The following is a 24,209-nucleotide window of genomic DNA, read 5'->3' on the forward strand; positions in this document are numbered from 1 at the left end:
GAACATCAGATGTTACTTAATGACTCGCTTTGCCCCTATATATTTTTCTTTCCAATACTTATCACTCATTTTGACGACCTTGACCCCTTTGGTGGTGGTCCCGATAAATGTACCATTTCCATAATAGATTCCTACAAAAGAAACCTGCCCTTTCTTACCTGTCGCATAGAAGACCAAATCTCCCGCTTTTAAATCTTTTTGCTTAACGGCCTTTCCGATTTTATACTGTTCTGCACTCGTTCTTGGAATCTTCATTTCTGTCGCGGCATTTTTATATACATACTGGGTTAGACCGCTAGCATCAAACCCTTTTGGGGTCGTCCCCCCATATTTATAATTGCTTCCCACCTGCTTCTTTGCCAAAGCGGCAACTTCATCACCATAATTGATAGAGGCTGAAGCATTAGCCGGATTGAATATGAATGCCATCAATAATGCTCCGATCAAAACTATGGCTGCAAGCCATTTTGAAACTGGTAAACTATAACTCATCCTTTTTCCTCCCCAAACTGAAAATGAACCACAATTTTAAATGTATGCTGCATTTCGGTTTTCAGACCAAAATCATTTTAATTGGTGCGATCATCATTTCTGCAAAAAAAACAAATAACCAGATAACGCCGTTGTGTAGCAAGTTACGGTGTTATCTGGTATATTCTACTCTTCAATAGATGAAAGAATAGTGCCCATTACTTAGGCTCATCGTATTGTCGTGCATTCTCACTATCGCTTAGACCTTTAGTAGTATGATCGACCACACCGCCGACCCCAAAGAATGTAAGCGCTATGAAGTTAATGATGCCTAAAGCCCCGTTCAATGCATCATCAGTAATGGTAAAGCCTATAGGGGTAATGAAATTGTTTATGAACGCGGCAACCATCTGCGCCAATAATAAAAGCCCAGGAAGGAGTACCGTGAATATAAACGTCGGATTCTTAAAACGCACTTTCCAGTTGATCATTGCTTTTCCCCCTCTCTATCATATTAAGTCCGAAATAGTTGCAGACTTACTATATATTATGCGGCTTGTCCTTTTTACGTTCGGAAATTCCATAAATAATCTATCTCTCTAGTTTCCCATTAACATGAAAAAGCCCATCAGTGGATGGACCTTCTCTTAAACTATCAAATAGTTTTAAAAAACGATAGAGCGCCTCACTTTAACAAGTAAGTAACAACTTTCTCAAGCTCTATATACTCCTTTGCGTGCCAGTTGATTCCTTCCTTTACTTAAATAAGCTTCTGCCTCTATAGGTAATTTGGAAGTCACCGTCCGCTTACCTTTTCTCTCAATCTCCCCCGGAAATGATACTGGCGGCAAGTCCTCTGCCAGCCAAAACGGATTATACTGCTGAGGCAATTTATAACCTGATTATATTGAAAGCTTGATCTCAAACTCCATTTTTTTCCTCCAAAAACAATCCGATCCGTTCGGCAGCTTCTGTCAATCTTTCGGCCGGCTGGACCAAGGCCATCCGAACATACCCTTCACCCTGCTTCCCAAAAGCATCGCCTGGAACGACCGTGACCCCTGCTTTTTCAATCAATGCATAGGAAAAATCACGTGATTTCCAGCCAGCAGGAATTCTGGCCCAAATAAACATGGTAGCTGAGGTTTTCGGCACATGCCACCCCCCTCTAGCAAGACCTGATATCAATGCATTACGTCGGGACTCATATTCCTTAACCTGTTCGGACAGCAGCGAAAGATTGGAAGTCAGTGCCATCTCGGCAGCTTTTTGGATAGGATAAAAAACTCCATAATCGATGTGTGATTTCAACGTTCCCAGGATGTTCAGCACCTCTTGATTACCCACCGCATACCCGATGCGGCAGCCGGCCATGTTAAAAGTTTTGGAAAGTGAGTTAAACTCGATCCCCACTTCCTTGGCACCAGGAATGGACATAAAACTAATTTGCGGATGATCATCAAAAATCAATTCGGAATAAGCAAAATCGTGAACCACCATGATCTCGTTCTTTTTCGCAAACGATATGACTTCCTCAAAGAAAGCTTCATCAGCAAGGGCGGTGACAGGATTTCCTGGATAACTGATGATCATCATTTTGGTCTTTTTCAATATTTCTTCCGGAATTCCGTTGAGCTGCGGAAGGAATCCATTTTCGGCAGTAAGCGGCATCGGATAAATGATTCCGCCGGCAAGCTCTACACTCGCTTCATAAATTGGATATCCCGGATCTGGCACCAACACATAATCTCCAGGGTTTATCATCGCCGTTGCCAAGTGTGCAAGGCCATCCTGCGATCCCATCAGTTGGAGGACTTCCCTTTCTGCATCCAGCTCCACTCCATAACGCTTCCGATAAAAATAACCGACTGCCTCATGGAATTCAGGCGTACCTTTTAACGTATACCCATAGGAACTCGGATCCTGCGCATACTTCACAAGCGTATCCACTACGAAATCAGGCGGTGGTAAATCCGGACTTCCTACACTCAAATCGATAACATCCAGTCCACGTTTCATTGCATCCTGCTTGCGTTCCGCCAACTCTGAAAATATCCCTGTTGTGAATCTTCCGACTTTTTTAGATGGAGTCATATTCATTCTACAATTCCCCTCCATTAATGATTTATATCTATCATTATAGCAATCAATCTCGAGTACTTTAAGAATTCATCAGTATCTGTTCCAGAGCCTCATCAAGATGAGGGAATTTAAATGCATACCCCGCCTTTTCCAATCTCTCAGGTATGACCCACCGGCTTTTTAATATCAATTCTGTTTCGGTACCCATAAAGAAAGCCCCCATTTCAAGCATGGGTGTTGGACAGGGCAGTCCAATCCTAATATTCATGAGCTTTCTCAAATGAGCCATCAATTCACGATTTGTAACTGGATTCGGAGATGAACAATTAAACACCCCGCTCAAATCCTGATTCTTTCTCAGAAAAAGGACAATGTTAAATAAATCTTCTAAATGTATCCAACTGAATTTCTGTTTTCCTGATCCTTGATGGCCTCCCAGACCAAATTTAACCAAATTCCTATATGGGGTCATCACTCCCCCATCTCCCAATACAATGGCGATCCGTAAAGCAATTTGTCTCGTCTTGGGTAATCGGAAATCGAAAAATGAGCGCTCCCACGCTTTCGCCACATCTACGGAAAAGCCTGAACCGATTACACCATCCCCCTCTGTCATTGGTTTATCCTCAGCATGCCTGTATATCGTTGCAGTACTTGAGTTTATCCATAATGAAGGCGGATTTTCACATTGTTCAATCGCCTTACCTAGCACTTCAGTCGTATCGGTTCGTGAATCCAATATTTCTTTCTTATTCTTGGCATTGTAGCGGCAATTGACCGTTTTTCCTGCTAGGTTTATTAACATATCCGAATTATCGATCGTTTCCCTTATTCCTTCTATATCTTCCCAGCCAGTATGCGGGGTTTGCCTGGAGATGATCCTTACCTCATATCCCAAATTCCTGAAATGCTTTTCAAAGTATTGACCGACAAAACCAGTCCCGCCAGCTAAAACCACTTTCTTTAGCATATATCCAACCCGCTTTCTTTTATGAGTGAATAGGTCCAATGATAACCAGTTCAGCCCTTATTGTGAATTACTTCACAATTATACCATATTATTACATCGACTGGTATCACCACTACATAACGTAAACGTGTTCAACAAATGGTGAACTTGTCCAAGCACAAAGGAATAATACACATAAATTAGTAATGTGAAAATTTATAAAACAAAGGGATGATTGCAGTGTCAAACAAAAAACTAAGAAGAACTGGTGAATCCGATAATGCTGGTTCCACAACTGGCGGTTCAGGTATTGGCAATTCAGAAAATGGAAATAGCAGTGTTAGGACTGCCTTGAGAAGAATCTTAAAAGATTTATTAAACAATAATGGAGGTACTTCAATCAAGGAACCTATTTCAATCAAGAAATTCAGAAGAGATTAAGAGATTTCTTTTTTGAGATTAACATGGAAACCCTTTGGAATATTCTAAAGGGTTTCTATATTAATAAACAATAATATGATCTCCGCTTTTTGGTTTAATAGAGAAAAAGGAGAAGTAATGATGTATTTTCGAGACTGGAAGCCTAAAAAAGATATCAAGACTTTAACGGATATTACAATAAGTAATTTTCGGGTTTCGTCTGATACAGTGCATGAAATTTTGCAAAAGTCACATAAGGTACTTGTAATTTGTAATGATAAAGGTAAAGTAATGGGATTTCTTTGTTATAATCTTTATTTATATAAATTCGCTCATGTTAATTATGTAGTCCTTGACAAGAAATATAGAGGAAAGGGAATTCTGCAATCCCTTTTACCGAAATTAGTGGCTCATGCGAGAGAAAAAGGAATCCTTGCAGTGTCCGGTTTGGTAAACAGAAATAACCCTGAAGCATTGCAGAAATTTAAAGACTTTGGCTTTAAACCAATTTTAACTTATCAAGATGACATTCTAATTCAATCCTTTATATAACAAGGGCCTCCTGCCCCCAACTTTGCGTAATTAAGAAGATAGATTGTGAAAACATGGATTTAATATGAAGCATGTGTTCCTCCATACAAAACTAGGGATTGAAACCGCCTGTAAATTCTGCACGAATTCATGGGCATTTTCCCTGTACTCTCATAAATAATAGTAAAAAATTCACTACCTCAAGTAGTTCATTGAATTTTCTATTTTTTCAAATGAATCCCATTATTTTCACCATCCATTCGTGTATAGTGAATGTATACCTGCAAAAAGGGGGATCTTTATGAAATCGATAGAACTTATCATCTTGAATCTGGAAGAGGTTAGAAGAAGAAACATTAAACTATGGACTTCAATACCTAAAGGCACACTACATTGGAAGCCAGACGACAAGGCAATGAGCTGTTTAGAAATGGTTAGACATGTCCTTGATAGTGAGCATTACTACCATTTATCCATTAAAAATCAAGGCAGCTTACCCGTTTATGAATCACCATTTGAAAAACAGCCGCTTATCTCTGTCGAAGCCGAATTAAACTATGCGGAACCTTACAGGCGTGACTTTTTGGAAACAATCCTATCCTTCAGCGAGGACGACTTATCCACTATTAAAATTGACCGCTCCGATATTGGGTATATCAGGGATTTAGGAGATATGTTGCTAAGGATCGCTTATCATGAGTCTGTACATACTGGTCAATTATTGGACTACTTAAGAACTGCTGGAGTTCCTAGAATTAGCGTTTGGGATTAACTGCATTTTCATAGGGTAATTCATCACGGTGAAGCACCCAGACTTTAGGCAAACTCGATGAAAATCGTGTTTGCCTAAAGTTTTTTTATTGCTTGTACAATTTGGACGTTGATTTCCACTCCAGGCACTTGCTCCAATTAACTTAGTTTAAAATTCCCTGTAGTCTTTATTGTTTTAAAATAGACTGGATAGTTTGATTATCATGGAGCATCAGGGAACATATAAGTTGCATCTGCGGCAAAGGATTCGGTTTTCCAACTTTCTCAATCAATTGTTCAACATGTGGCTCTAAGTTTGACTGTCATGTGTATTTCCAGGTGTTACAATCATTGATCATCAAGAAAATGTTTCATGTAAGAAAATTGTGGAAAAGTAATGGTATAGGAGGGATAAGAAATGTTATCTAAAAAACCAGCGGCCAGAATGGTTAGCGCCGTTATTCTAACCGGTTCCCTTTTAGGGGCAGGTGCATCGTTTCCAACAGAACCGGTTGGGGCTGCATCCACAATGGATTCCGCTTCTGGGATAGCTAAGGAACACGCTCTTACCACCTTACACGAAATCTACAACAAAGCTTTTTCAGGGGAAATGCCTTATACTGCCTCGGGTTTGAAAATTGATGAAAACACCCAAAAAGAAGTATATGACACATTTGGTCCTACCCCTGAGCCAGGTAACACAGATGAAACTTTTGACTATTACCATGCAGAAATGGGGCATCCAGGATTTGCATTTGCCTATAACGATGACAAAACCATCTCACAAATCCGATATTTTGGGACAAATGTAGAACGGGACCATAATTTAGGAAGCATCACTCCTAAAGTTTTAGGAAAACAACTCGGCAGTGCTGACGAAATACGCCATATTTCCAGTACGAATGAAGACAACTACATTTACAAGACAGGGAATTATGAACTGCAATTCATTGTCGGTGAAAATCAAACTGTAGATCATATCAATCTACTCAAAGCTAAATAATATAGTTGTCGCAGGCTGTAGAGAAAGAAAATTTTCTCTACAGCTTTTTTTTCATGCCCTCCCCTTCTTTCTTCTTCTTCCAAACCGCTGTCACCTTCCCGTAACATATTACGGAAGCAAACCGGCCATTTAATTTACAAAATCCATACTCCCCCCAAACGGGCACTTAATATTTTCACAATAAAATTAGCTTGTTCAACATAATTTCAATATATGGAGGGTCTCCGTAAGATGATTAATAAGTTCAGGGCTTTCACAGGAACGGTTCTAAGCATAGCCATCCTATTTCAGGGTCTTCCGGTCGCGGTTGCTGCAAATGATTCAGCAGACACTCAGACAAATCCGGGAGGCAGATGGATGAAGGGGGAATATCATGCCCATACCACTCAGTCCGATGATGCCGAGGGCTCACAGAGCCTTGAGGGCTTGCTAAATAACGCATTTGATAAGTATGGTATGGATTGGATGGGAATTTCCGACCACTTGAGGATGTCTTCAAGGGATGCTGAGGGAAATTTGATTACAGGCGGGCCGATACCGCTATCTCAGGGAATCATACAATATCAAACCCCGAAAATGGAGCAATTGCAAAAAGAGGGCAAATTTAAAAGTAAAGTCATCTTTTCAGGCTTCGAATGGGATATGCCCACATACGAGCATGTCGGCATAGGAATTTTGGGAGGCAAGCCGGGCTCACCGAAAAGTCTGAAAGCTGGCAATCAGTTCGAATATCTGTTCACCAACCAGGATGAAAAGATGTTTGATCCTGATGATGTAGCCGTCTGGAAAGCACAGGATCAAAGAGCCAATAAGACATCCAAGGATGCCCGAACAGCATTGGCATGGCTCGAGAAAAATTATAAGAATACAAGTTATGCCATATTGAACCACCCATCAAGAAAAAGGGTGTACAACATATCTGATTTTCGCGACTTCAACAATATAGCCCCGGATGTCATTTTCGGGTTCGAAGGTATGCCAGGTAACCAGATGGAGCCGGATAGAGGCGGTTTAAATCTGACAACACCGGAAAACAGGACCTACGGCGGTTCCGATCACATGCTCGCTAAGGTAGGAGGTGCTTGGGATGCCCTTCTTGGGGAAGGTCGTAAGTTCTGGAACTTTTCCAATTCAGACTCCCATTTTGAAATCAGTGAAAACCGCCTTTACTCAAGCGGCTACTGGCCAGGTCAATATTCCAAGAATTATACATGGGTAAATGGTTCATCGATGCAATCCGTCCTTGATGGCATGCGATCAGGGAAATCCTTCTCCGTTTTTGGTGACTTGATCGACGCCCTTGATTTCCAAGCTAAAAACGGAAACAACAAGGCAGATATGGGTGGGGATCTTAAAGTTAAGGAAGGACAGATGTTCAAGATCACCATCCGATTTAAAAGCCACCAAAAGAACAATAACGGGGACCAGGTCAAGGTAGATCACGTGGATCTAATTTCCGGGGAAGTAACCGGGAAAGCAGTACCTGGAACACCTGCTTATAATAAAGCCACCAATGATACGACAAAAGTGGTTAAACGCTTTACAAGTAAAGACTGGAAAACCGATCGCGATGGTTTTCATACCATCACTTACAAGGTCAGAGCAAATAAGGATCAATATTTCCGTTTGCGCGGCACGAATCTCGGGGAAAATGTCTCTGGAGAAACGATGAACGGTGAACCGCTGATCGATGCAAAGACTGAAATCGAGGATAACGAAAAACGCTTTTCAGAAATAAACAAACGTAACTATAAAGACCTTTGGTTCTATTCGAACCCTATCTTCGTTAGTGTAGAGGATAAAAATCATAAAAAACGTTAAGTTAAAAAGAATCCTGAAATAGTTCTGGACAGTCCAAAAAGCCCCTCTCCGCTTAGCTAATAGTTGACGTGGATAAGGGGCTTTTTGTCTCCTTAGAATGGATATCGGTTCAGCTCCTTCCCTGGTTGACGATACACCTTTCTTTTACTTTTATTTTCACTTCAATGCGTGAAAAACCGTATAATTCACCAAGTTTCATTAACACTAATGATATAAGTTATTTTCATTGACTTTTTTCCTTTTCTTGTATAGTATCACAGAGTATCAATCCCTATCAGATTACTAGGAGGTTTACCCAAATGAAAAAAATGGTTGCACTTTTATCGCTATTGTTAGCTTTCACGGTTGTACTTACCGCTTGTGGTACCGATACAAAAAATGAGGCAAACGATACCGACAATAAATCTTCTTCACAAGAAAGTCTATATGATAAAGTCAAAAAAGATGGCGTATTAACTGTTGGAACAGAAGGTACATATCCTCCTTTCACATTCCACGATGATTCAGATAAACTAACGGGGTTTGATGTTGAAATTGCTAAAGAAGTGGCAAAACGCCTTGGAGTGAAAGCTGAATTCAAGGAAACACAATGGGACGGCATGTTTGCAGGCTTGGATGCAAAACGTTTTGATATGATCGCAAACCAAGTGGGCATCGATGAAGACCGTCAAAAGAAATATGATTTCTCTGACCCATATATTCAATCAGGGGCCGTATTACTGGTACACAAAGATAATACGGATATTAAATCCTTCGATGATTTAAAAGGCAAGACCTCTGCACAATCTTTAACGAGTAACTACAATGACTTAGCCAAATCTCATGGTGCTGAAGTTACAGGTATTGAAGGATTTTCTCAATCCGTACAGCTTATTGGTTCTAAACGTGTAGATGCCACGATCAATGACAAATTATCGTACCTTGATTATAAAAAGCAACACCCGGATGCACCTATCAAAGTGGCTGATGAGGAAGAAAGCGGAGTTGCAAGTGGTTTAATGTTCAGAAAAGACAGTGGCAAATTAGTGGAAGAAGTAAACAAAGCACTTAAAGCAATGAAAGACGACGGCACGTACGCGAAAATCTCGGATAAATGGTTTGGTGAAGATGTTTCTCCTAAGTAATATTTTCACCGACCCCGAGCGTATGAACCAGCTTGTGTCCATCGCTCAAACCTCCCTCTATCCTATGATAGAGGGAGCTATTCAATATACGATTCCACTAACATTGATCACATTCGTTCTCGGCCTTATTCTTGCTGTACTCACAGCATTGGCAAGATTATCTTCCATAAGGATTCTTCAAATAATTGCGCGTGTATATGTGTCAATCATCCGCGGGACACCTTTACTTGTGCAATTATTTATCATTTTCTATGGACTTCCAAATTTAGGTGTAACAATCAATCCTTTCATATCGGCCATTATAGGATTCTCTTTAAATGTGGGAGCATACGCTTCAGAAATTATCCGAGCAGCCATTTTATCCATACCAAAAGGGCAATGGGAAGCAGGCTATTCAATCGGGATGACATATACCCAAGCTTTAAAGCGCATCATTTTGCCTCAAGCTGCGCGGGTATCCATTCCCCCATTATCCAATACGTTCATTAGCCTTTTAAAAGATACATCGCTTGCCTCACTCATTCTGGTAACGGAATTATTTCGTAAAGCTCAAGAAATCGCTGCAAAAAACTATGAATTTCTACTACTTTACATAGAAGCAGCTGCTTTATATTGGATTTTGTGTACCATACTATCTTTCATTCAAGGAAGTTTAGAGGACAGACTTAATCGTTATGTGGCAAAATAAGAACCGCAGTAGTTAAAGGGGATTTTAAAATGATCAACATTAAGAATCTTCATAAATCGTTTGGTGACCTTGAAGTATTAAAGGGCATCGATTTGGAAGTGGAGCAAGGTAAAGTCATTGTATTGATCGGTCCTTCGGGTTCAGGTAAAACAACCTTTCTTCGGTGTTTGAATCTCCTTGAGGTACCCACGGACGGGACGATTGAAATTGATGAAACCATAATGGACTTCAAAAAACCCGTTAGAAAAAATTCAATTACATCTTTTCGCAGTTTAACAGGGATGGTTTTCCAAAGCTATAACCTCTTCCCCCACAAAACAGCATTGGAAAATGTAATGGAAGGACCCATCATTGTAAAAAACATAGCCAAACATCAAGCAAAGGAAACGGCTGCTGCCCTGCTTACAAAAGTCGGCTTAGGTGAGAAAATCGATTTTTATCCGTTTCAATTGTCCGGCGGACAGCAGCAACGAGTCGGAATTGCAAGGGCCCTGGCCATGGAGCCAAAGGTCATGCTATTCGATGAACCCACTTCCGCTTTAGATCCCGAACTAGTTGGAGACGTGTTACAGGTCATGAAAGACCTGGCGAAAGAAGAAGGCATGACAATGATCGTGGTAACCCATGAAATGCGTTTCGCCCGTGAAGTCGCCGACGAAGTCATTTTCATGGATGAAGGAAAAATAATGGAGCGGGGAACACCCGAGCAGATCTTCACAAACCCTAAAGAAGCGCGCACACGTAAATTCCTCAATCTGATTCAATAAAAAAACGGTGCTATTAAAGCACCGTTCGCAGCCCCCCCATTTTTTGAAATGGGGGTTTTTTGCCCACCATCAAATTAATGAGATGCTGGGACCTGTCTAGTCTGTGTCCGTGCATGGTATAACTGAAAAAGAAGCAAAGCAAAAACGGAAAGGATCGCTCCCGATATAAATGGTAAATCAATCGAAATTGAAAATAACCAACCGCCGATCGGAGGACCTGCAATCCTGCCGAACGAGTCGAAGGAAGATAACAGTCCAGTGACACTGCCATGGCCCGTCATGGAACTTTTGGTCAGTAACGCCGAAATTGCCGGACGGATGAACCCATTTCCCACTCCGAAAATCGTCAGGAAGATCGCCGATGTCCAAAAACCGGAAGAAAACAGGATGAGTATGAACCCAGCTGCCGAGACGATGATTCCCATTCGGATGACCGCTCCTTCTCCATATTTCTTTGTCATCCTCCCCACTAATCCACCTTGAACGATTGCACTGCCAACCCCCATTATCATAAAGATATAGCCTAATTGGACAAGACTTATATCAGCCTTTTTGGCTGCAAAATAAGCAAAAGTCGTTTCTAGTCCTGCCATAGAAAGAGTGACGATCAATTGCAGAAAGAACATGGTTTTAAGTGGCCCTCTAAAGGCTTTCCACATAGATTCTTTATTTTTTGACTGCTGGGCCCTCTTTTCAACTGTATGTGATTCCTTCAGTATCGCAATCACTAAGAATAAAGTAATCAAAGAGGTAATTCCAGCAATGTAAAAAGGTAAATTCAAACTTGATTTGGAGAATACCCCGCCAATCGCCGGACCAAAGATGAAACCAAGCCCTGTAGCGGCCCCGATGATCCCCATCCCTTTTCCGCGATCTTCCGGCGTCGTGATGTCAGCCACATACGCCATTGCGGTTGGCATGTTTGCCGATGACAATATCCCGCCAATAATCCTTGCTACAAATAATACCCATAAGGAATCTGCCGAGGCCGTGATAAAAAACGAAAGAGCCAAGCCAGCAATCCCGATTATCATGACAGGCTTACGTCCTATCCGGTCAGATATACGTCCCCACACCGGGGCAAAAAATAATTGCATTAATGAATAAACAGCCATTAAAAGTCCAAGCTCAGTAGGACTGCCACCAACCTTTTCTGCAAGAAACGGAATGACGGGAATAATGATCCCAAATCCGACCATGACTAAAAACATCACTAAAAAAAGAACGGGTAACACTTTTTTTGTTTCCATTATTTTTTTCTCCTTTTACTCTTCCACATTCGCTGCATAAGCAATGAATTCCTGAATCACATTACTTAGCATAATCTTCCTGACAATACTTTAAACAGTTTATCATACAACCTTTACCAAATCAGTATGAAGCACGATCTTCTTACCCAAACCACCTTAACTAAATACAGAACAGATAACAGGATTCCTGATCTGAACATAAATTTTTCATGTAATCGCACTTTCGTGAAAATAATGGATGGGTTCGTTGAAAAACTTTCCCTCCCCTTATTTTTTGTTAAAGGGTACTCTATACTGTAGGGTATGATTGATGTGTAGGAGGTAAAAGAATGTCTAATGATCAGTGGATTTTAATTATTGACGATGAAGAAGATTTGGCACGTCTCATGGAGACGGTTTTACATAAAGAAGGTATCCCGAATATTGTTACGGCGGGGACGATTGCGGATGGGTGGGCAAAGTTTCAGAAGTTCAATCCATCACTAGTCTTGCTAGATATTATGCTGCCAGATGGTGAAGGCTATGATTTATGCAAGCAAATTCGGGAAGTGTCGAATGTGCCCATTCTATTTTTGTCGGCAAAGGATGAGGAAATTGATAAGCTTTTAGGTTTGGCGATTGGCGGGGATGATTATATTACCAAGCCATTCAGTCCGAAGGAAGTGGCATATCGGGTAAAGGCGCAGCTGAGGCGTGCAGGCTTTTCAGAGGAAAAAGCTGCTCCGAAAAAATTTCAAGTTGGTCCTTTTGAGCTTAGTGCAAATGAAAATGAAGTGAAAAAGGATGGCAAAACGCTAGAGCTCACAGCTAAAGAAATCGGACTGATGAGCTGTTTTATGCATCATCCAAATCAGATTTTGAGCAAAGAAACTTTATTTGAACATGTGTGGGGCGATGATTACTTTGGCTCTGATAATACAGTTATGGTTCATATTCGCCGTTTACGCGAAAAAATCGAGGCAGATCCTTCAAACCCTTCTTTTTTAATAACCGTTAAAGGACTTGGTTATAAATTACAAACCAAGGGTGAAACAAGATGAAGTGGAAATTGACACGGCGCTTTTTAGGATCCGTTGTGACAATTGTTGTAATCGTAGGGATCGTAAATACAATTTTACTTTTATGCTTACTCTTTGTTCATTTCGACACGGAAGAGGAATCTGCGGAAAACTTTAGCCGATTTTTTTCACAATATGTAGAACTGATAGATGACAAACCAATGGTTAATGAAGATGGGCTGGAAAAACTGCGGAACAATAACGCCTGGATACAATTTTTGAATGATAAGGGTGAACAAGTTTCTGCCTATTACACACCTCAAAAATTGCAAACCGTATATTCTCCTGTTGAAATCGTCCAAATGTATAAGTATAAAGAAATTGATGCAGAGACGACTGTTTTCGTCGGCGAAGCTCAAGATTTCAGCTATTTTGTAGGGGTTAAAGATCGAGGAATAGGCCGATATGTAATGTCCTATAATTATGTTCACATTTTAAAGTACATCAACATCATACTTTTACTGTTTTTAACCGTGGATATTATTATCGCCCTAGTCATTGGACTATTATTTGGTAAAAGATTAACGACACCACTTAACACTTTAATAGAAGGAATACAGCAGCTTCGCGAAAGACGTTTCAAAAAGATGAGTATACCAAAAGGCGTTTATGAAGATGTATTTCACAATATGAATGAACTATCTATAAAGTTGGATCAGTATGAAAAGGAACGTGATCAACTCGACCAAATGCGTGAGGAATGGATTAGCAATGTTTCTCATGACATGAAGACGCCACTTGCTTCCATCCATGGATATACAGAATTGATGAAAGATAATGCCACTGAATTAACACCACAGGAATTGTATGAGTTTACATCCATTATTAATAGACAGTCCGTATATATGAAAGATTTATTGGATGACCTCAATTTAACGATGCGTTTGCGCAACCAACGACTTCCTTTGCAATTTGAAGTTGTTGATATCGTTGGGTTTATAAGAGAAATGACGATCGAGCTTTTAAATGATTCACAATTTGGTGATAAACAGGTTGAGTTTGTGGCAAATGTGGATAAAACAACACGTAAAGTGGATAAAAAATTACTGAAACGGGCGATTTTTAACTTTATCTACAATGCGCTCGTACATAATGATGAAAATGTCGTCGTGAAAATACAAATTGATGATATTGGTCCACAATCGGAACTTCATACCAAAATTACCATTGCCGATAATGGCCGCGGTATTCCCGACAAAGACTTGGAACAGGTTTTTGAACGCTACTATCGAGGCACGAATACTGCCAGTACACATGGGACCGGTTTAGGAATGGCCATTGCAAGAGACATTATTCTGGCTCATAAAGGTAAACTTGATTTGACTAGCGTTGAAAATAAGGGAACCACAATTACGATACTTTTATAATTATTTAAAGGGCTGTCCATAATTTACAGACAGCCCTTCTTTCATTTATTTTGTTCGTGCTTTTTTTGGAATATCCTCAAATTTCACTTCATCATATGACGAAACCTCATCACCATTTTTCACGTACATCTTTAAGTAAGCGTCTTTTCGAAGATTTTTTTGTGCCGTGAATTCAAGTGGTATCGTTTCACCATCTGCATTTTTGGCGTCCAGTTTATAAGAATAGTAAGTCATCACTGAACCATCATCCAGTTTGGTTTCATGTTGTACCCCATCCTCTGTAATTTGCAAATAATAATTATCGGCATTCATGCGGTTAAAGTCCATTTTAGTAAGTGCGAAGACACCTGCCGCTCCCAATATAAACAAAATGCCAACTACCATAATAAATTTCTTCATCTCGATCATCCTTCTGTTTTATTATTTTGTGTGATAATACGATTATAGGAAGCTACCGTTAAGATATAATACAGACCGTAAATGACCGTATAGGCGATCATCCAGATCAACACAGGTTTTTCCAGGTCCATCATCAATAAGCCCGAGAAGGCTTTTAAAGCAACCGCACTGTGTAATAACCCCACTGCCAGTGGAACGAAAAAGATTACAAGCACTTGTGATGCAATGGATTTCCGCATTTCTTTTGCGTTAACGCCCATCTTATGGAGCATATTGTATTGTGATTTATCTTCCTCAGCTTCCGTTAGAACTTTAAAGTAAATGATACTGCCTGTTGCCGCTAAAAAAACAAGACCAAGGAAACTTCCGATAAAGAGCAATGAGCCTACACCTTCAATGCTTGTTTGAAAATCTTGAGGGGCACTGGAAAATAGCGCTTCTTCAGGCAATTGTTTTGCAATTTCCCCCGATAAATCAGTGGAAGCTTGATCAACTCCGATAACACGATAGTTTAGGGCTTCCCCTTCTTTTTGCAATGATTTAAATTGATCATTCGATACAACCACTGCAATGCCTGCTGTTTTGGCATTTAAAACTGTTTGTGTTTTAAAGCTTTGGAATGTGATTGCCGTGTTGTTTTCTGTCCTGATAGTCTTGTCCCTGTATTCAGGTGAAAATCTTTTGTCATATCCAATATCTAAAATGACTGCTTTGCCATTATTCACAAGCAATGCATCCTTACCTTGTACTTCTGCTAATTTGTTATATGTTCTTTCATCGATTATCGTGTAAATCCTTTTATCAGAGCTATCGAATGCTGATCCCTCGCTAAGTTCTTTTGTATTAAATGTGACAGATAGTGCTACGACATTTTCATCATACTTTGTATCTGGCAATATAGCGCTGACTTGCTGATCGCTTTTTGCATCCGTTTGCTGATACATGAAGGTGTTCGGATCAACGGTCATAACTTGGTCATTCGCGTTATAATAAAGGCCATAAACCGCACCGCCAGCCGTTACCGTTGTAGCACTTAACACTGCAATTACGGTCAATGTCCGTGCATTACCCCGAATACGATATAGCAGCTGTGAGATCGTCATCAGATGCAGGCCTTTCCATAGCCATTTTTCATTTTTCTTAATCACCGCTAACACATAGCCTGTCACGCTATGAAACAATAAAAACGTACCGGCAATAACAGTTGTCAAAATGATGAGTGCCGTCATCAAAAAGCCGACTTTTTCCCATACTTTAGAAGTAAATAAATCTTGCATCGCCAACCAATAACCCATGACAATCAGAAAAATTCCCAGAATGGCTACAATCATCGATGGCTTCGGAGCCGCTTCCCCTTTTTTCGTTGCATGGAAGAGATCGATTAGTTTAAATTGATAAATCAACCGATAGCCCTGAAATGATGTCACCAAGAAAATAATCAGAAATACGATTGAGGTGTTCAAAGCAGCAGATTCCGAAAATGTAAATGGTGCTATGACATCATAGCCCATTAAATAGATCAAAATCGTCATGAACCCTTTTGAACAAAGAAATCCAAGTAAAATCCCCACAACCAATGAAACCAAGCCTAGCAATAGGTTTTCAAAGAAGAGCATAAAACCGATCTGACGATTACGTACGCCAAGCAATGCATATAATGCCACTTCTTTTTTACGTTTTTTCATGAAGAATGAATTGGAATAGGCAATAAAAATGGCAACGAAGAAAATCAGGATGACAGCCGCACCACTCATTAATGAATCCAATTTCTGTGATGAAGCCGTTTGTTCTGCAACTGTGTCACTATATTTTAATGTTACAAATGTAAAATAGATGATAATGCTAAATACCATGGATGCGATATATAAAAAATATTGGGAGAGATTTCGAGCAATATTCTTTCTCGCCAGACTAAATAACGTCATCTACCTCACCTCCAATTGTTGCAAGGACATCCATAATTTCTTGGAAGAAAGCTTTACGTGATTGGCCACGACGATATATTTCTGTTGAAAGCGTACCATCCTTGATGAAAATGATCCGCCGGCAGAAGCTTGCGGCATATGCATCATGTGTCACCAACATGATGGTGGAATTATTATTTTCATTTAGTTCACTTAAGCTTTCCAGCAGACCTGTTGCTGATTTTGAATCAAGTGCACCTGTGGGCTCATCTGCCAGGATCAATGCAGGCTCTGTCACAAGCGCCCTGGCTGCAGCTGTCCTTTGCTTTTGCCCGCCGGAGATTTGGTATGGATATTTAGCTAATAAGCCTTCAATCCCAAATACTTTAGCAATACGATTCACCAAGTTAGTAATTTCTTTCGCTGGAATTTTTGCAATCGCCAGTGGTAATAATATATTTTCCTTAACAGTCAATGAGTCAAGCAAATTGTAATCCTGGAAGATGAAACCAAGATTATCACGTCTGAAATCCGTTAAGTCTGCCCCTTTCATATCGTGAATGCTCGTATCATTCATGAAAATTTTCCCTTCAGTCGGCGAATCAATGGTTGCCAACATATTGAGCAACGTCGATTTCCCCGCTCCAGAAGGTCCCATGATTCCTACAAACTCCCCTTCATGAATCTCAAAAGATATATTTTCCAACGCTGTGAAGGCAGCGCTTGATTTACCATATGTTTTTTTTATATTTTCCACTTTTAATAATGGTTCCATTTGTTTCACCTCTTCAGTATTGTTGATACTTATACTTTACATGCCCATTCTTACAGCATCTTTGTGCCAACCTTACAGCAAGCTTAAATCCATAAAAAAAACGCCTGCCATTTAAATAGGAAGACGTTTTTTTATGGATTTTTTGAAAGTAAAAGTATTTAACTTTGCTTCAGAAGCCTGCGATCGATTACAAAATTACCAAATGGAATGAATGAAACGATGAAAATCATCGCCATTTTTAAAAAGGACCATTTTGATATGATGCTCACATAAAGTAATAAAAGTCCAAATACAACAAATAAGAAACCATGGATGCTGCCTAAAATGAGTGTTGCTTCCCCAATATCCAATATGTACTTAATGGGCATACCAATGGCAAGCAATAAAACATATGAGATTCCCTCAATTATTGTAATAAACCGAAACCAACCAATAGCTGTCGAAAACATTCGCTCATCCCCTTATTCATTGTACAAGTACGGCACACAAATCCAGCTTCTTGTCCCCAATCCAAAATCTGTTACTTCATCATATTATATTACTGTGACATCCACTAATAAATAGTACCAGGTTTGCCTAAAAATAGAACAACAAAAGCCCAATCCAAGGATTGGGCCTGTTAACAACGCAAGGTTCAAATTTACTTAAAGACGTTCAATTTCGAAACCAATTCGCTCCCTCATCCATATGCACGAAGGGAATATCCGTATCAATTACACCGTTGATTCGTTTTAACTCAACATCTTCCCCTTCGAGCCATTTTGCAAAATCTATTGAAGTCGGCTCCTGGTTCCCTCCCAAGGCAATCCAAGCTTTCATCTCCTTAGGTAAATAAGCGGATGTATGAATCGTTCCTGCCCAGCTGCTATATAAATCCGAGAAGACACCTTGATTGGTATCATTAAACAACCTATAAGCATCGTAGGCAGATGAAAGTCTTCCCTCCTGATCTTGGATGATCTCCAATCGGCGTTTTGAATCGATAAGATGGTTACGGTTTTCATTTTTCATGATTTCAAAGTGATTTGTACAGGCATTTGACGTGCGCACCTCTACATTTCTCGGGGAGGTTTCAACGATATAGGTACTTCCGCTTTTATCATAGACGACGTAAGTGAAAGAATGACGATGCGGGATTTCCTTCAACATCGCGACCGCTTCCTGAACGTTCGCACAAGATTCAACAATCAGTCTGCCAATCATGCAACAGATGAAACCATCTCCAGGGTTCTTGCGATTCATGAAGTTATAGCCTATCACCAAACCTTTTTCATTCATTCCATCCATTCGACCAGTCCCTCGCTGACTCGGGCCGATGCTTGAATACCCTTGATCGGTTGGCTGGAATAAGACATAGCGTCCTTCATAGGTCTTTGGGTGGTAATCATAATTGCGAATGAGATAATCATCGCCTGTCATGATGGAACAGCCCGACCGAACATAATCCAAACGGTATCCACCAAACTCTTGCAGCACGCGGTCAATTGGCCATTTCAGCGCTTCTTGCAACCCCAGTAATTCTTCCCAAACTCCAGGGGCGAATTGTGTAATGGCTTTCTTGACCTCTTCTTCTTCAACCGTAAACCGAGGCTGCCTGATCTTCCACTGATCTTCACGATTTTTTACCGTTAGTGAATCTTTTAATTCCTCCCCTTGCATGTATCCAAACTTATAATGTGTACCCCGAAATTGTATGACATCACTATATATTTGCTTCACGGCTTATCCCTCATTTACAGTAGTTGCTATTCAAGTTAAGAATACTTGAAGTATTGTTGAAAATAAAGAAGATAAGCCTTTAAATTTATGAAACAACTCACCACCCAGTACCTCCCTCATAATCTGTAACTAGGCACATTTATGAGGGGGACGGATCATGGAGATGGAATTAACGGCACTCCATTGGATTTATGTTGTATTCATTGCATTGATAATCGGGTTTATGGTAAAACGTCGTGATACTACCCTCATCTGCATAATTGGTATTTTCCTTTTGACTTTAGTGGCTACAGGCAGTTTAGCCTCTTCCATAAGCGGGATATTCAACAGCTTCATTTTCGCAATCACGGAATTAATGTCCACGATATTAATCATTTCAATCATAGTTGCCATGAGCACGGTTTTAACGAAGTCGGGCATTAATGATGTCATGATTGCACCGTTTGCGAAATTCATTAAAAATCCTACACTTGCCTTTTGGGTAATCGGAATCGTCATGATGATGATATCCTGGTTTTTCTGGCCATCACCTGCCGTTGCCTTACTTGGGGCTGTTCTGCTCCCTGTTGCTTTACGGGCTGGTTTACCTGCTCTTGGTGTGGCGATGGCGATGAACCTATTTGGTCACGGAATAGCATTATCAGGGGATTTCATCATTCAGGCTGCCCCTAAACTAACGGGCGATGCGGCTTCCATACCAGTCGGTGATGTCATCGCTGCGAGCATCCCACTTGTCATTACAATGGGGGTCGTCACCACCCTCTCCGCCTTTATCCTTTTAAAGCGGGATATGAAACTGGGAAAAATCAATGCGGCGGATAATGAGGGGATCGTCCAAGATCAGACAATGAATGAAGATTTGCTTACATTGAGACAAAAGAGGTTTTTTGCCATTTTCATTCCGATTGCCTTTCTGTTGGATGTTGTGGCATTGTCGATTTTGAAGTTGCAAGGCGGAGATGCAACGGCATTGGTTGGGGGTACTGCCGTTTTCATTTTGCTGATTTTATCCCTTGTCGCACATAAACAACAAGGTCTTGAAAAATCAACGGCCTATTTGATTCAGGGTTTTCAATTTGGCTTTAAAGTATTCGGACCCGTCATTCCGATCGCCGCATTCTTCTATCTAGGTGATTCTGGATTCAATCAGATCATCGGTGACTACTTACCAAAAACATCCCTCGGCATCGTCAATGACCTTGGTGCCGCCTTGGCAGCCTCCGTTCCTTTAACGAAAGAAATAGCCGCCGTCACATTAACGGGCATCGGTGCCATCACTGGCTTGGATGGATCGGGCTTCTCAGGCATTTCTTTAGCGGGATCTGTCGCCAAACTTTTTGGCACGGCAATCGGTGGAGGAACCGCCACCTTGACTGCACTCGGGCAAATAACCGCGATTTGGGTTGGCGGAGGTACCCTGATTCCATGGGCACTGATACCAGCAGCTGCCATATGTAACGTCAGTCCCTTTGAACTTGCCCGCCGGAATCTGCTTCCGGTAACCATTGGTTTAGCAGTGACTACAATTGTCGCGATGTTTCTCATTTAATCGATTTGCGCCGATTTGTGTGGACTTTACATTGAAAAAGGACTGAGTAAAAAATCAGTCCTTTTTCATTTCAATCATCGATATAACTGTGGAAGTCCGTCGATATATTCCTATTTTCGGAGGTATAACTGTAGATTTCGTCGATATATTTTTCCTTCATACCCAACTTATTCGTTATTGAATTTCTTTTTTGAAATCCATATGTTCGTTACCAATATCGCTACTGCCGTCAACTCAAGTGCCGCTAATGCACCCCAAATCGCTTGTGAATTGACTGTGCCTAAAATCAGTACTTCCATGGCATGTTTACTCATGCTTGCCGGATTCACATTGTCTATTACCGGACTTAATCCAACTATGATTCTACAGCCAAGGAGAAATACTATCGAAATTAATGCAATAACACCCTGACTATTAAAAATGGTACTGATCATCGTCGTGAATGAAACGATAAATAGGATCCACAGCAGATAGAACAGCAAGGCCACTATTAAATCCGCAAAGTCAACGCTCGTAAACAAGAAAACTGCATACAGATATGAAACCAAATATCCCAATGCTACACTGAAGGCAACAAACAGATAATTGGAAATGATCTTCCCGCTTATGTAAGATCCAACCGTCACGGGCCTTGTAAGAATGAAAGCCAGCATACCATTTGCTTTATCGGATTGTACGACTCCCATCATGGAAACGATGATGATCATGACCCCTAGCTGATCAAATTGAGACCCTAAGGTACTGGCAAGAACTTCGCCGCCTTTTTGGGCTGCCATGCTTGGATCAATGGTGATCCCTTGGGCCCCGCCCAGTGCCTCTAATATTGAAGGTAAATAATAACTTACGACTGGTTGAGTTATTCCTAAAAATATAAATACAAGCGGCAGCCATATCACTTTATATTCACGTACCATCTGAACAAATTCCTTTTTAGCCAAAACGGTAAAATCACTCATTTTCCCACCACCAATTTTAAGAAAATCTCTTCCAATGTATCGTTATCTATTTCGAACCTTATAAGATCAACATTATGCTCCAGAGCATTCGCCAGTAACATATTCTTGTTTAATTCAATATCTTCCACTTCTATCTTCAATTTATTTCCCATTACCTCTACACCTTTGACAAAGTTCAAGCTTTTAACGTTTTCAATCCATTTTTGACTTTTAGAGGTTATGTGGACATTGATTTTATTTCCACTATCCCTGTTTAATAATTCTGATATTGTTGTGTCCTCAATTTTTTTACCGCTTTTTATAATGACAAACCTCTCACATATTTCTTCTGCATCGCTTAATATATGCGTCGATAATAAAATTGTCGTATCTTTCTTTATCTCTTTTATGATATTCAACACTTCTCTCCGGCCGATTGGATCTAATGCCGAAACCGGTTCATCCATGACAATCAAAGCTGGTTTATGTAACAATGCCTGTGCAATTCCAAGCCTTTGTTTCATTCCGCCTGAAAAAGTCCGCACCTTTGAATTCTCTTCCCCGCTCAACCCCACTTTCGACAATATCTCTGGAATGCCGCTTAATAATTCTTCCCTCTTGATACCCGAGAGCTGCCCCATGAATGTAAGGGTTTCTTTGGCAGTCATCCATTGAAAGAAGTTAGGATATTGTGGTAAGTAGCCTATTTCCTTTTTCATTTTTGAAATTCCCTTACCATCAAGCAATACTTCTCCCCTAGTTGGATCAATAATATCTGCAATGACTTTTATTAGTGTCGACTTACCAGCCCCATTGGGCCCAATCAATCCAACACATTCCCCAGATTGCAGTTTCATTGAAAAATTATTGACCGCTGTTTTTTCTTTGAATTTTTTTGTAACATTTTTAATCTCTAATTTCATATTCTGTCACTGTCCTTTCTACCAATAACGAAGTACAGAATTGGACCGATAGTATTTGCAAAAATAATGATGAGTGTCCACAATAATACATTTTTCCGCGTCTTTCGATTTCTGTATAAATCAATTAATGCAATAAGGATTAAAATCATCCCAATAGCAATTACCGGTAAAATAATCGGCAAAATAGACATGAAATCAATATCTTTCAATTCGTTCCATCCGTAATGCAATTCCATATATACCACTCCTTAATAGCAAAATATTATTATCATTATCAGTAATGATAACATTTGAATTGGGATTTTTCACCTGTTTTTTCTTGATAAAATATTGTATGAGGTTTTATTGTTATTTATAATGATAATATTATCATTATAAATAACATTTAAGATTTGTTGCATGAAGACATTAATTATTTACAATTGAAATTATTTAATTTCCAATGTGAGGAGAATAAGATGATTAATAAAGGCGAAATTTTAATGCATCCTGTAAGAATGAAGATTACCCAAGCTTTAATGAGAAACAGGGAAAATGGTTTAACACCATTAGAAATGTTAAAAATCATTAAAGATGTACCCCAAGCAACATTATATAGACATATACAGGTTCTATTTGATTCAGGTGTCATTCGCATTGTAAAAGAGAAAAAAGTGAGATCCGTTTCCGAAAAATACTACGTTTTAAATGAAGAAGAAGCACGACTTAGCGGGGAAGAATGGAAAAAATCCTCTAATGAAAAAAAGGTGAACTATTTTTCTTATTATCAATTATCCCTTATGACCCAATATCAAAACTATCTTACTAAATTGGAAGAAAGAGACTGCGCAGAAGATGGTTCAACCTTTTCACTTTTAGAACTAAAGCTTGATGATGAAAGCTTTATTAACTTTCAAAATGAATTGAACGATTTAATGGTAAAATACTACAACTCTACAAATCAGAGTGCTAAACAAGATTCTCCTATTCGAACAATCGGCGTTACAATCATTCCGGAATCATAAGTAAATGGGAAGGCTGTTCTCAAACCAGGACTAAAAGAACCATGAATACTATAGATTCACCAACCAAAATGGTTGTAGTCTCCGTTTTGAAACAGCCCTTCATTATGGAAGTAACTCCAAGGTTAAAAAGGGATATACCCGCTGTCAGCAGCTTCCCAATGCTTCCTTGATACTGCTGTATACTTCATCCCACAGGTGTTTTTCTTCAGCAAAAGCCGCAGTAATCTTTTTGATGACTGCTTTTTGCGCTGCCTCGAAACGTTCATCATCCTTGGCCGGCAGGTCTGACCTTAACTCCATTACATACTCTTGTACCTTTGGTGCACGTGGTCCCCAAATAGCTTTTTCTTCACCATTCTTATCAATGAATATAAAAATGGGAATTGAACGCGCTGTTCCATTCGTTAAGTATTGATCCATCAGTTCAAGATTTTGATCTCGTAAAACCATCCGAGTTTCAATATTTGCCGCTTCAGCTATATTCAGCAGTATTGGAATGTTCATCATTGCATCTCCGCACCAGTCTTCGGTAATGACAATGGCCCGAAGTTCCTTCGTCATTAATTCATCGAAAAAGCCTTGGTCCTCTGCAGAAACGGAAAAACCCTCCTGAATCGATTGTAAGTTTTCTTTATGAACCTTCATCGAAGATACAAATTCTTTAGCGGGAATCCCCTTTTCAAACCATTCATTCAGTGTCGTCATTCTTTTTCTCCTATC

Annotated in this window: 26 protein-coding genes; 12 read left to right on the forward strand and 14 right to left on the reverse strand. The window is 40.0% G+C overall.

All coding sequences use genetic code 11. The features are described from left to right. Window positions 1-12 precede the first annotated feature (12 nt). The 4 genes from ACWF5P_RS16960 to ACWF5P_RS16975 form a co-directional block, all read right to left on the reverse strand. Window positions 13-492 (reverse strand): C40 family peptidase, encoded by a 480-nt coding sequence (locus ACWF5P_RS16960; RefSeq protein ID WP_101225498.1) that lies wholly within the window; start codon window positions 490-492, stop codon window positions 13-15. A 197-nt stretch (window positions 493-689) separates the two neighbouring features. Further along, a complete protein-coding gene (locus ACWF5P_RS16965; protein ID WP_101225499.1) occupies window positions 690-962 on the reverse strand; it encodes a phage holin in 273 nt (90 codons plus the stop codon). Window positions 963-1,392: 430 nt separating this feature from the next. Further along, the gene (locus tag ACWF5P_RS16970) at window positions 1,393-2,571 is read right to left on the reverse strand and encodes an LL-diaminopimelate aminotransferase (RefSeq protein ID WP_434167916.1); all 1,179 of its coding nucleotides are present in this window, start codon (window positions 2,569-2,571) and stop codon (window positions 1,393-1,395) included. A 61-nt stretch (window positions 2,572-2,632) separates the two neighbouring features. Beyond that, window positions 2,633-3,523, reverse strand: a complete 891-nt coding sequence (locus ACWF5P_RS16975) for a TIGR01777 family oxidoreductase (protein WP_434167917.1) — start codon at window positions 3,521-3,523, stop codon at window positions 2,633-2,635. A 219-nt stretch (window positions 3,524-3,742) separates the two neighbouring features. Here ACWF5P_RS16975 and ACWF5P_RS16980 point away from each other — a divergent pair, with 219 nt between their 5' ends. From ACWF5P_RS16980 to ACWF5P_RS17015, 8 genes are all read left to right on the forward strand, one after another. Continuing rightward, on the forward strand, window positions 3,743-3,943 hold the full coding sequence (locus ACWF5P_RS16980) for a hypothetical protein (protein ID WP_434167918.1): 201 nt from the start codon (window positions 3,743-3,745) through the stop codon (window positions 3,941-3,943). A gap of 120 nt (window positions 3,944-4,063) precedes the next feature. Next, window positions 4,064-4,474, forward strand: coding sequence for an N-acetyltransferase family protein (locus ACWF5P_RS16985; RefSeq protein ID WP_452445097.1), 411 nt, complete (start codon window positions 4,064-4,066; stop codon window positions 4,472-4,474). 280 nt (window positions 4,475-4,754) lie between these two features. After that, window positions 4,755-5,225 carry a DinB family protein gene (locus tag ACWF5P_RS16990; protein WP_434167921.1) on the forward strand — a complete coding sequence of 157 codons (471 nt, stop codon included), beginning with the start codon at window positions 4,755-4,757 and terminating at the stop codon, window positions 5,223-5,225. A gap of 396 nt (window positions 5,226-5,621) precedes the next feature. Next, window positions 5,622-6,206 carry a YjgB family protein gene (locus tag ACWF5P_RS16995; RefSeq protein WP_452445098.1) on the forward strand — a complete coding sequence of 195 codons (585 nt, stop codon included), beginning with the start codon at window positions 5,622-5,624 and terminating at the stop codon, window positions 6,204-6,206. 231 nt (window positions 6,207-6,437) lie between these two features. Beyond that, the gene (locus ACWF5P_RS17000; RefSeq protein WP_452445099.1) at window positions 6,438-8,027 is read left to right on the forward strand and encodes an S-layer protein; all 1,590 of its coding nucleotides are present in this window, start codon (window positions 6,438-6,440) and stop codon (window positions 8,025-8,027) included. Window positions 8,028-8,326: 299 nt separating this feature from the next. Further along, window positions 8,327-9,151 carry an amino acid ABC transporter substrate-binding protein gene (locus ACWF5P_RS17005; RefSeq protein WP_101225506.1) on the forward strand — a complete coding sequence of 275 codons (825 nt, stop codon included), beginning with the start codon at window positions 8,327-8,329 and terminating at the stop codon, window positions 9,149-9,151. Continuing rightward, window positions 9,135-9,839 carry an amino acid ABC transporter permease gene (locus ACWF5P_RS17010; protein ID WP_101225507.1) on the forward strand — a complete coding sequence of 235 codons (705 nt, stop codon included), beginning with the start codon at window positions 9,135-9,137 and terminating at the stop codon, window positions 9,837-9,839. The genes ACWF5P_RS17005 and ACWF5P_RS17010 overlap by 17 nt, the downstream gene beginning before the upstream one ends. Before the next feature lie 29 nt (window positions 9,840-9,868). Further along, a complete protein-coding gene (locus ACWF5P_RS17015) occupies window positions 9,869-10,606 on the forward strand; it encodes an ATP-binding cassette domain-containing protein (protein WP_434167924.1) in 738 nt (245 codons plus the stop codon). 74 nt (window positions 10,607-10,680) lie between these two features. Here ACWF5P_RS17015 and ACWF5P_RS17020 read toward each other — a convergent pair whose 3' ends face one another. Then, the gene (locus ACWF5P_RS17020) at window positions 10,681-11,856 is read right to left on the reverse strand and encodes an MFS transporter (protein WP_434167925.1); all 1,176 of its coding nucleotides are present in this window, start codon (window positions 11,854-11,856) and stop codon (window positions 10,681-10,683) included. Window positions 11,857-12,185: 329 nt separating this feature from the next. Here ACWF5P_RS17020 and ACWF5P_RS17025 point away from each other — a divergent pair, with 329 nt between their 5' ends. Next, window positions 12,186-12,896: a winged helix-turn-helix domain-containing protein gene (locus ACWF5P_RS17025; protein ID WP_434167926.1), complete on the forward strand. Its 711-nt coding sequence runs from the start codon at window positions 12,186-12,188 to the stop codon at window positions 12,894-12,896. Then, window positions 12,893-14,281 carry a sensor histidine kinase gene (locus tag ACWF5P_RS17030; protein ID WP_452445100.1) on the forward strand — a complete coding sequence of 463 codons (1,389 nt, stop codon included), beginning with the start codon at window positions 12,893-12,895 and terminating at the stop codon, window positions 14,279-14,281. The genes ACWF5P_RS17025 and ACWF5P_RS17030 overlap by 4 nt, the downstream gene beginning before the upstream one ends. A gap of 45 nt (window positions 14,282-14,326) precedes the next feature. Here the strand turns inward: ACWF5P_RS17030 and ACWF5P_RS17035 are convergent, their stop codons facing one another. The 5 genes from ACWF5P_RS17035 to ACWF5P_RS17055 all read right to left on the reverse strand — a co-directional run bounded on the left by ACWF5P_RS17035 (window position 14,327) and on the right by ACWF5P_RS17055 (window position 19,078). After that, a complete protein-coding gene (locus ACWF5P_RS17035) occupies window positions 14,327-14,680 on the reverse strand; it encodes a YxeA family protein (RefSeq protein WP_101225513.1) in 354 nt (117 codons plus the stop codon). 5 nt (window positions 14,681-14,685) lie between these two features. After that, window positions 14,686-16,605, reverse strand: a complete 1,920-nt coding sequence (locus ACWF5P_RS17040) for an FtsX-like permease family protein (RefSeq protein ID WP_434167928.1) — start codon at window positions 16,603-16,605, stop codon at window positions 14,686-14,688. Then, on the reverse strand, window positions 16,592-17,359 hold the full coding sequence (locus ACWF5P_RS17045) for an ABC transporter ATP-binding protein (protein WP_260359104.1): 768 nt from the start codon (window positions 17,357-17,359) through the stop codon (window positions 16,592-16,594). The genes ACWF5P_RS17040 and ACWF5P_RS17045 overlap by 14 nt, the downstream gene beginning before the upstream one ends. Window positions 17,360-17,517: 158 nt before the next feature. Next, window positions 17,518-17,808, reverse strand: a complete 291-nt coding sequence (locus tag ACWF5P_RS17050; RefSeq protein WP_034305497.1) for a DUF3817 domain-containing protein — start codon at window positions 17,806-17,808, stop codon at window positions 17,518-17,520. 205 nt (window positions 17,809-18,013) lie between these two features. Continuing rightward, window positions 18,014-19,078, reverse strand: coding sequence for a C45 family autoproteolytic acyltransferase/hydolase (locus ACWF5P_RS17055; protein WP_434167929.1), 1,065 nt, complete (start codon window positions 19,076-19,078; stop codon window positions 18,014-18,016). A gap of 157 nt (window positions 19,079-19,235) precedes the next feature. Here ACWF5P_RS17055 and ACWF5P_RS17060 point away from each other — a divergent pair, with 157 nt between their 5' ends. Continuing rightward, complete coding sequence (locus tag ACWF5P_RS17060; protein ID WP_452445101.1) at window positions 19,236-20,627, forward strand: hypothetical protein; 1,392 nt, start codon at window positions 19,236-19,238, stop codon at window positions 20,625-20,627. Between the two features lie 167 nt (window positions 20,628-20,794). Here the strand turns inward: ACWF5P_RS17060 and ACWF5P_RS17065 are convergent, their stop codons facing one another. From ACWF5P_RS17065 to ACWF5P_RS17075, 3 genes are read right to left on the reverse strand one after another with little or no spacing between them, the layout of a single operon-like run. After that, complete coding sequence (locus tag ACWF5P_RS17065; RefSeq protein ID WP_434167931.1) at window positions 20,795-21,583, reverse strand: ABC transporter permease subunit; 789 nt, start codon at window positions 21,581-21,583, stop codon at window positions 20,795-20,797. Then, complete coding sequence (locus tag ACWF5P_RS17070; RefSeq protein ID WP_434167932.1) at window positions 21,580-22,485, reverse strand: ATP-binding cassette domain-containing protein; 906 nt, start codon at window positions 22,483-22,485, stop codon at window positions 21,580-21,582. Before ACWF5P_RS17070 ends, ACWF5P_RS17065 begins: the two co-directional genes overlap by 4 nt. Beyond that, window positions 22,482-22,721 (reverse strand): PLDc N-terminal domain-containing protein, encoded by a 240-nt coding sequence (locus tag ACWF5P_RS17075; protein WP_434167933.1) that lies wholly within the window; start codon window positions 22,719-22,721, stop codon window positions 22,482-22,484. Before ACWF5P_RS17075 ends, ACWF5P_RS17070 begins: the two co-directional genes overlap by 4 nt. A gap of 222 nt (window positions 22,722-22,943) precedes the next feature. Between ACWF5P_RS17075 and ACWF5P_RS17080 the strand changes: the two genes are divergently transcribed. Next, entirely contained in the window at window positions 22,944-23,489 is a 546-nt protein-coding gene (locus ACWF5P_RS17080; protein WP_434167934.1) for a helix-turn-helix domain-containing protein, read from the forward strand. A 144-nt stretch (window positions 23,490-23,633) separates the two neighbouring features. Here ACWF5P_RS17080 and ACWF5P_RS17085 read toward each other — a convergent pair whose 3' ends face one another. Then, window positions 23,634-24,194 carry a thioredoxin family protein gene (locus tag ACWF5P_RS17085; RefSeq protein WP_434167935.1) on the reverse strand — a complete coding sequence of 187 codons (561 nt, stop codon included), beginning with the start codon at window positions 24,192-24,194 and terminating at the stop codon, window positions 23,634-23,636. Window positions 24,195-24,209 lie beyond the last annotated feature (15 nt).

Source organism: Peribacillus sp. NPDC055009 (assembly GCF_053608705.1).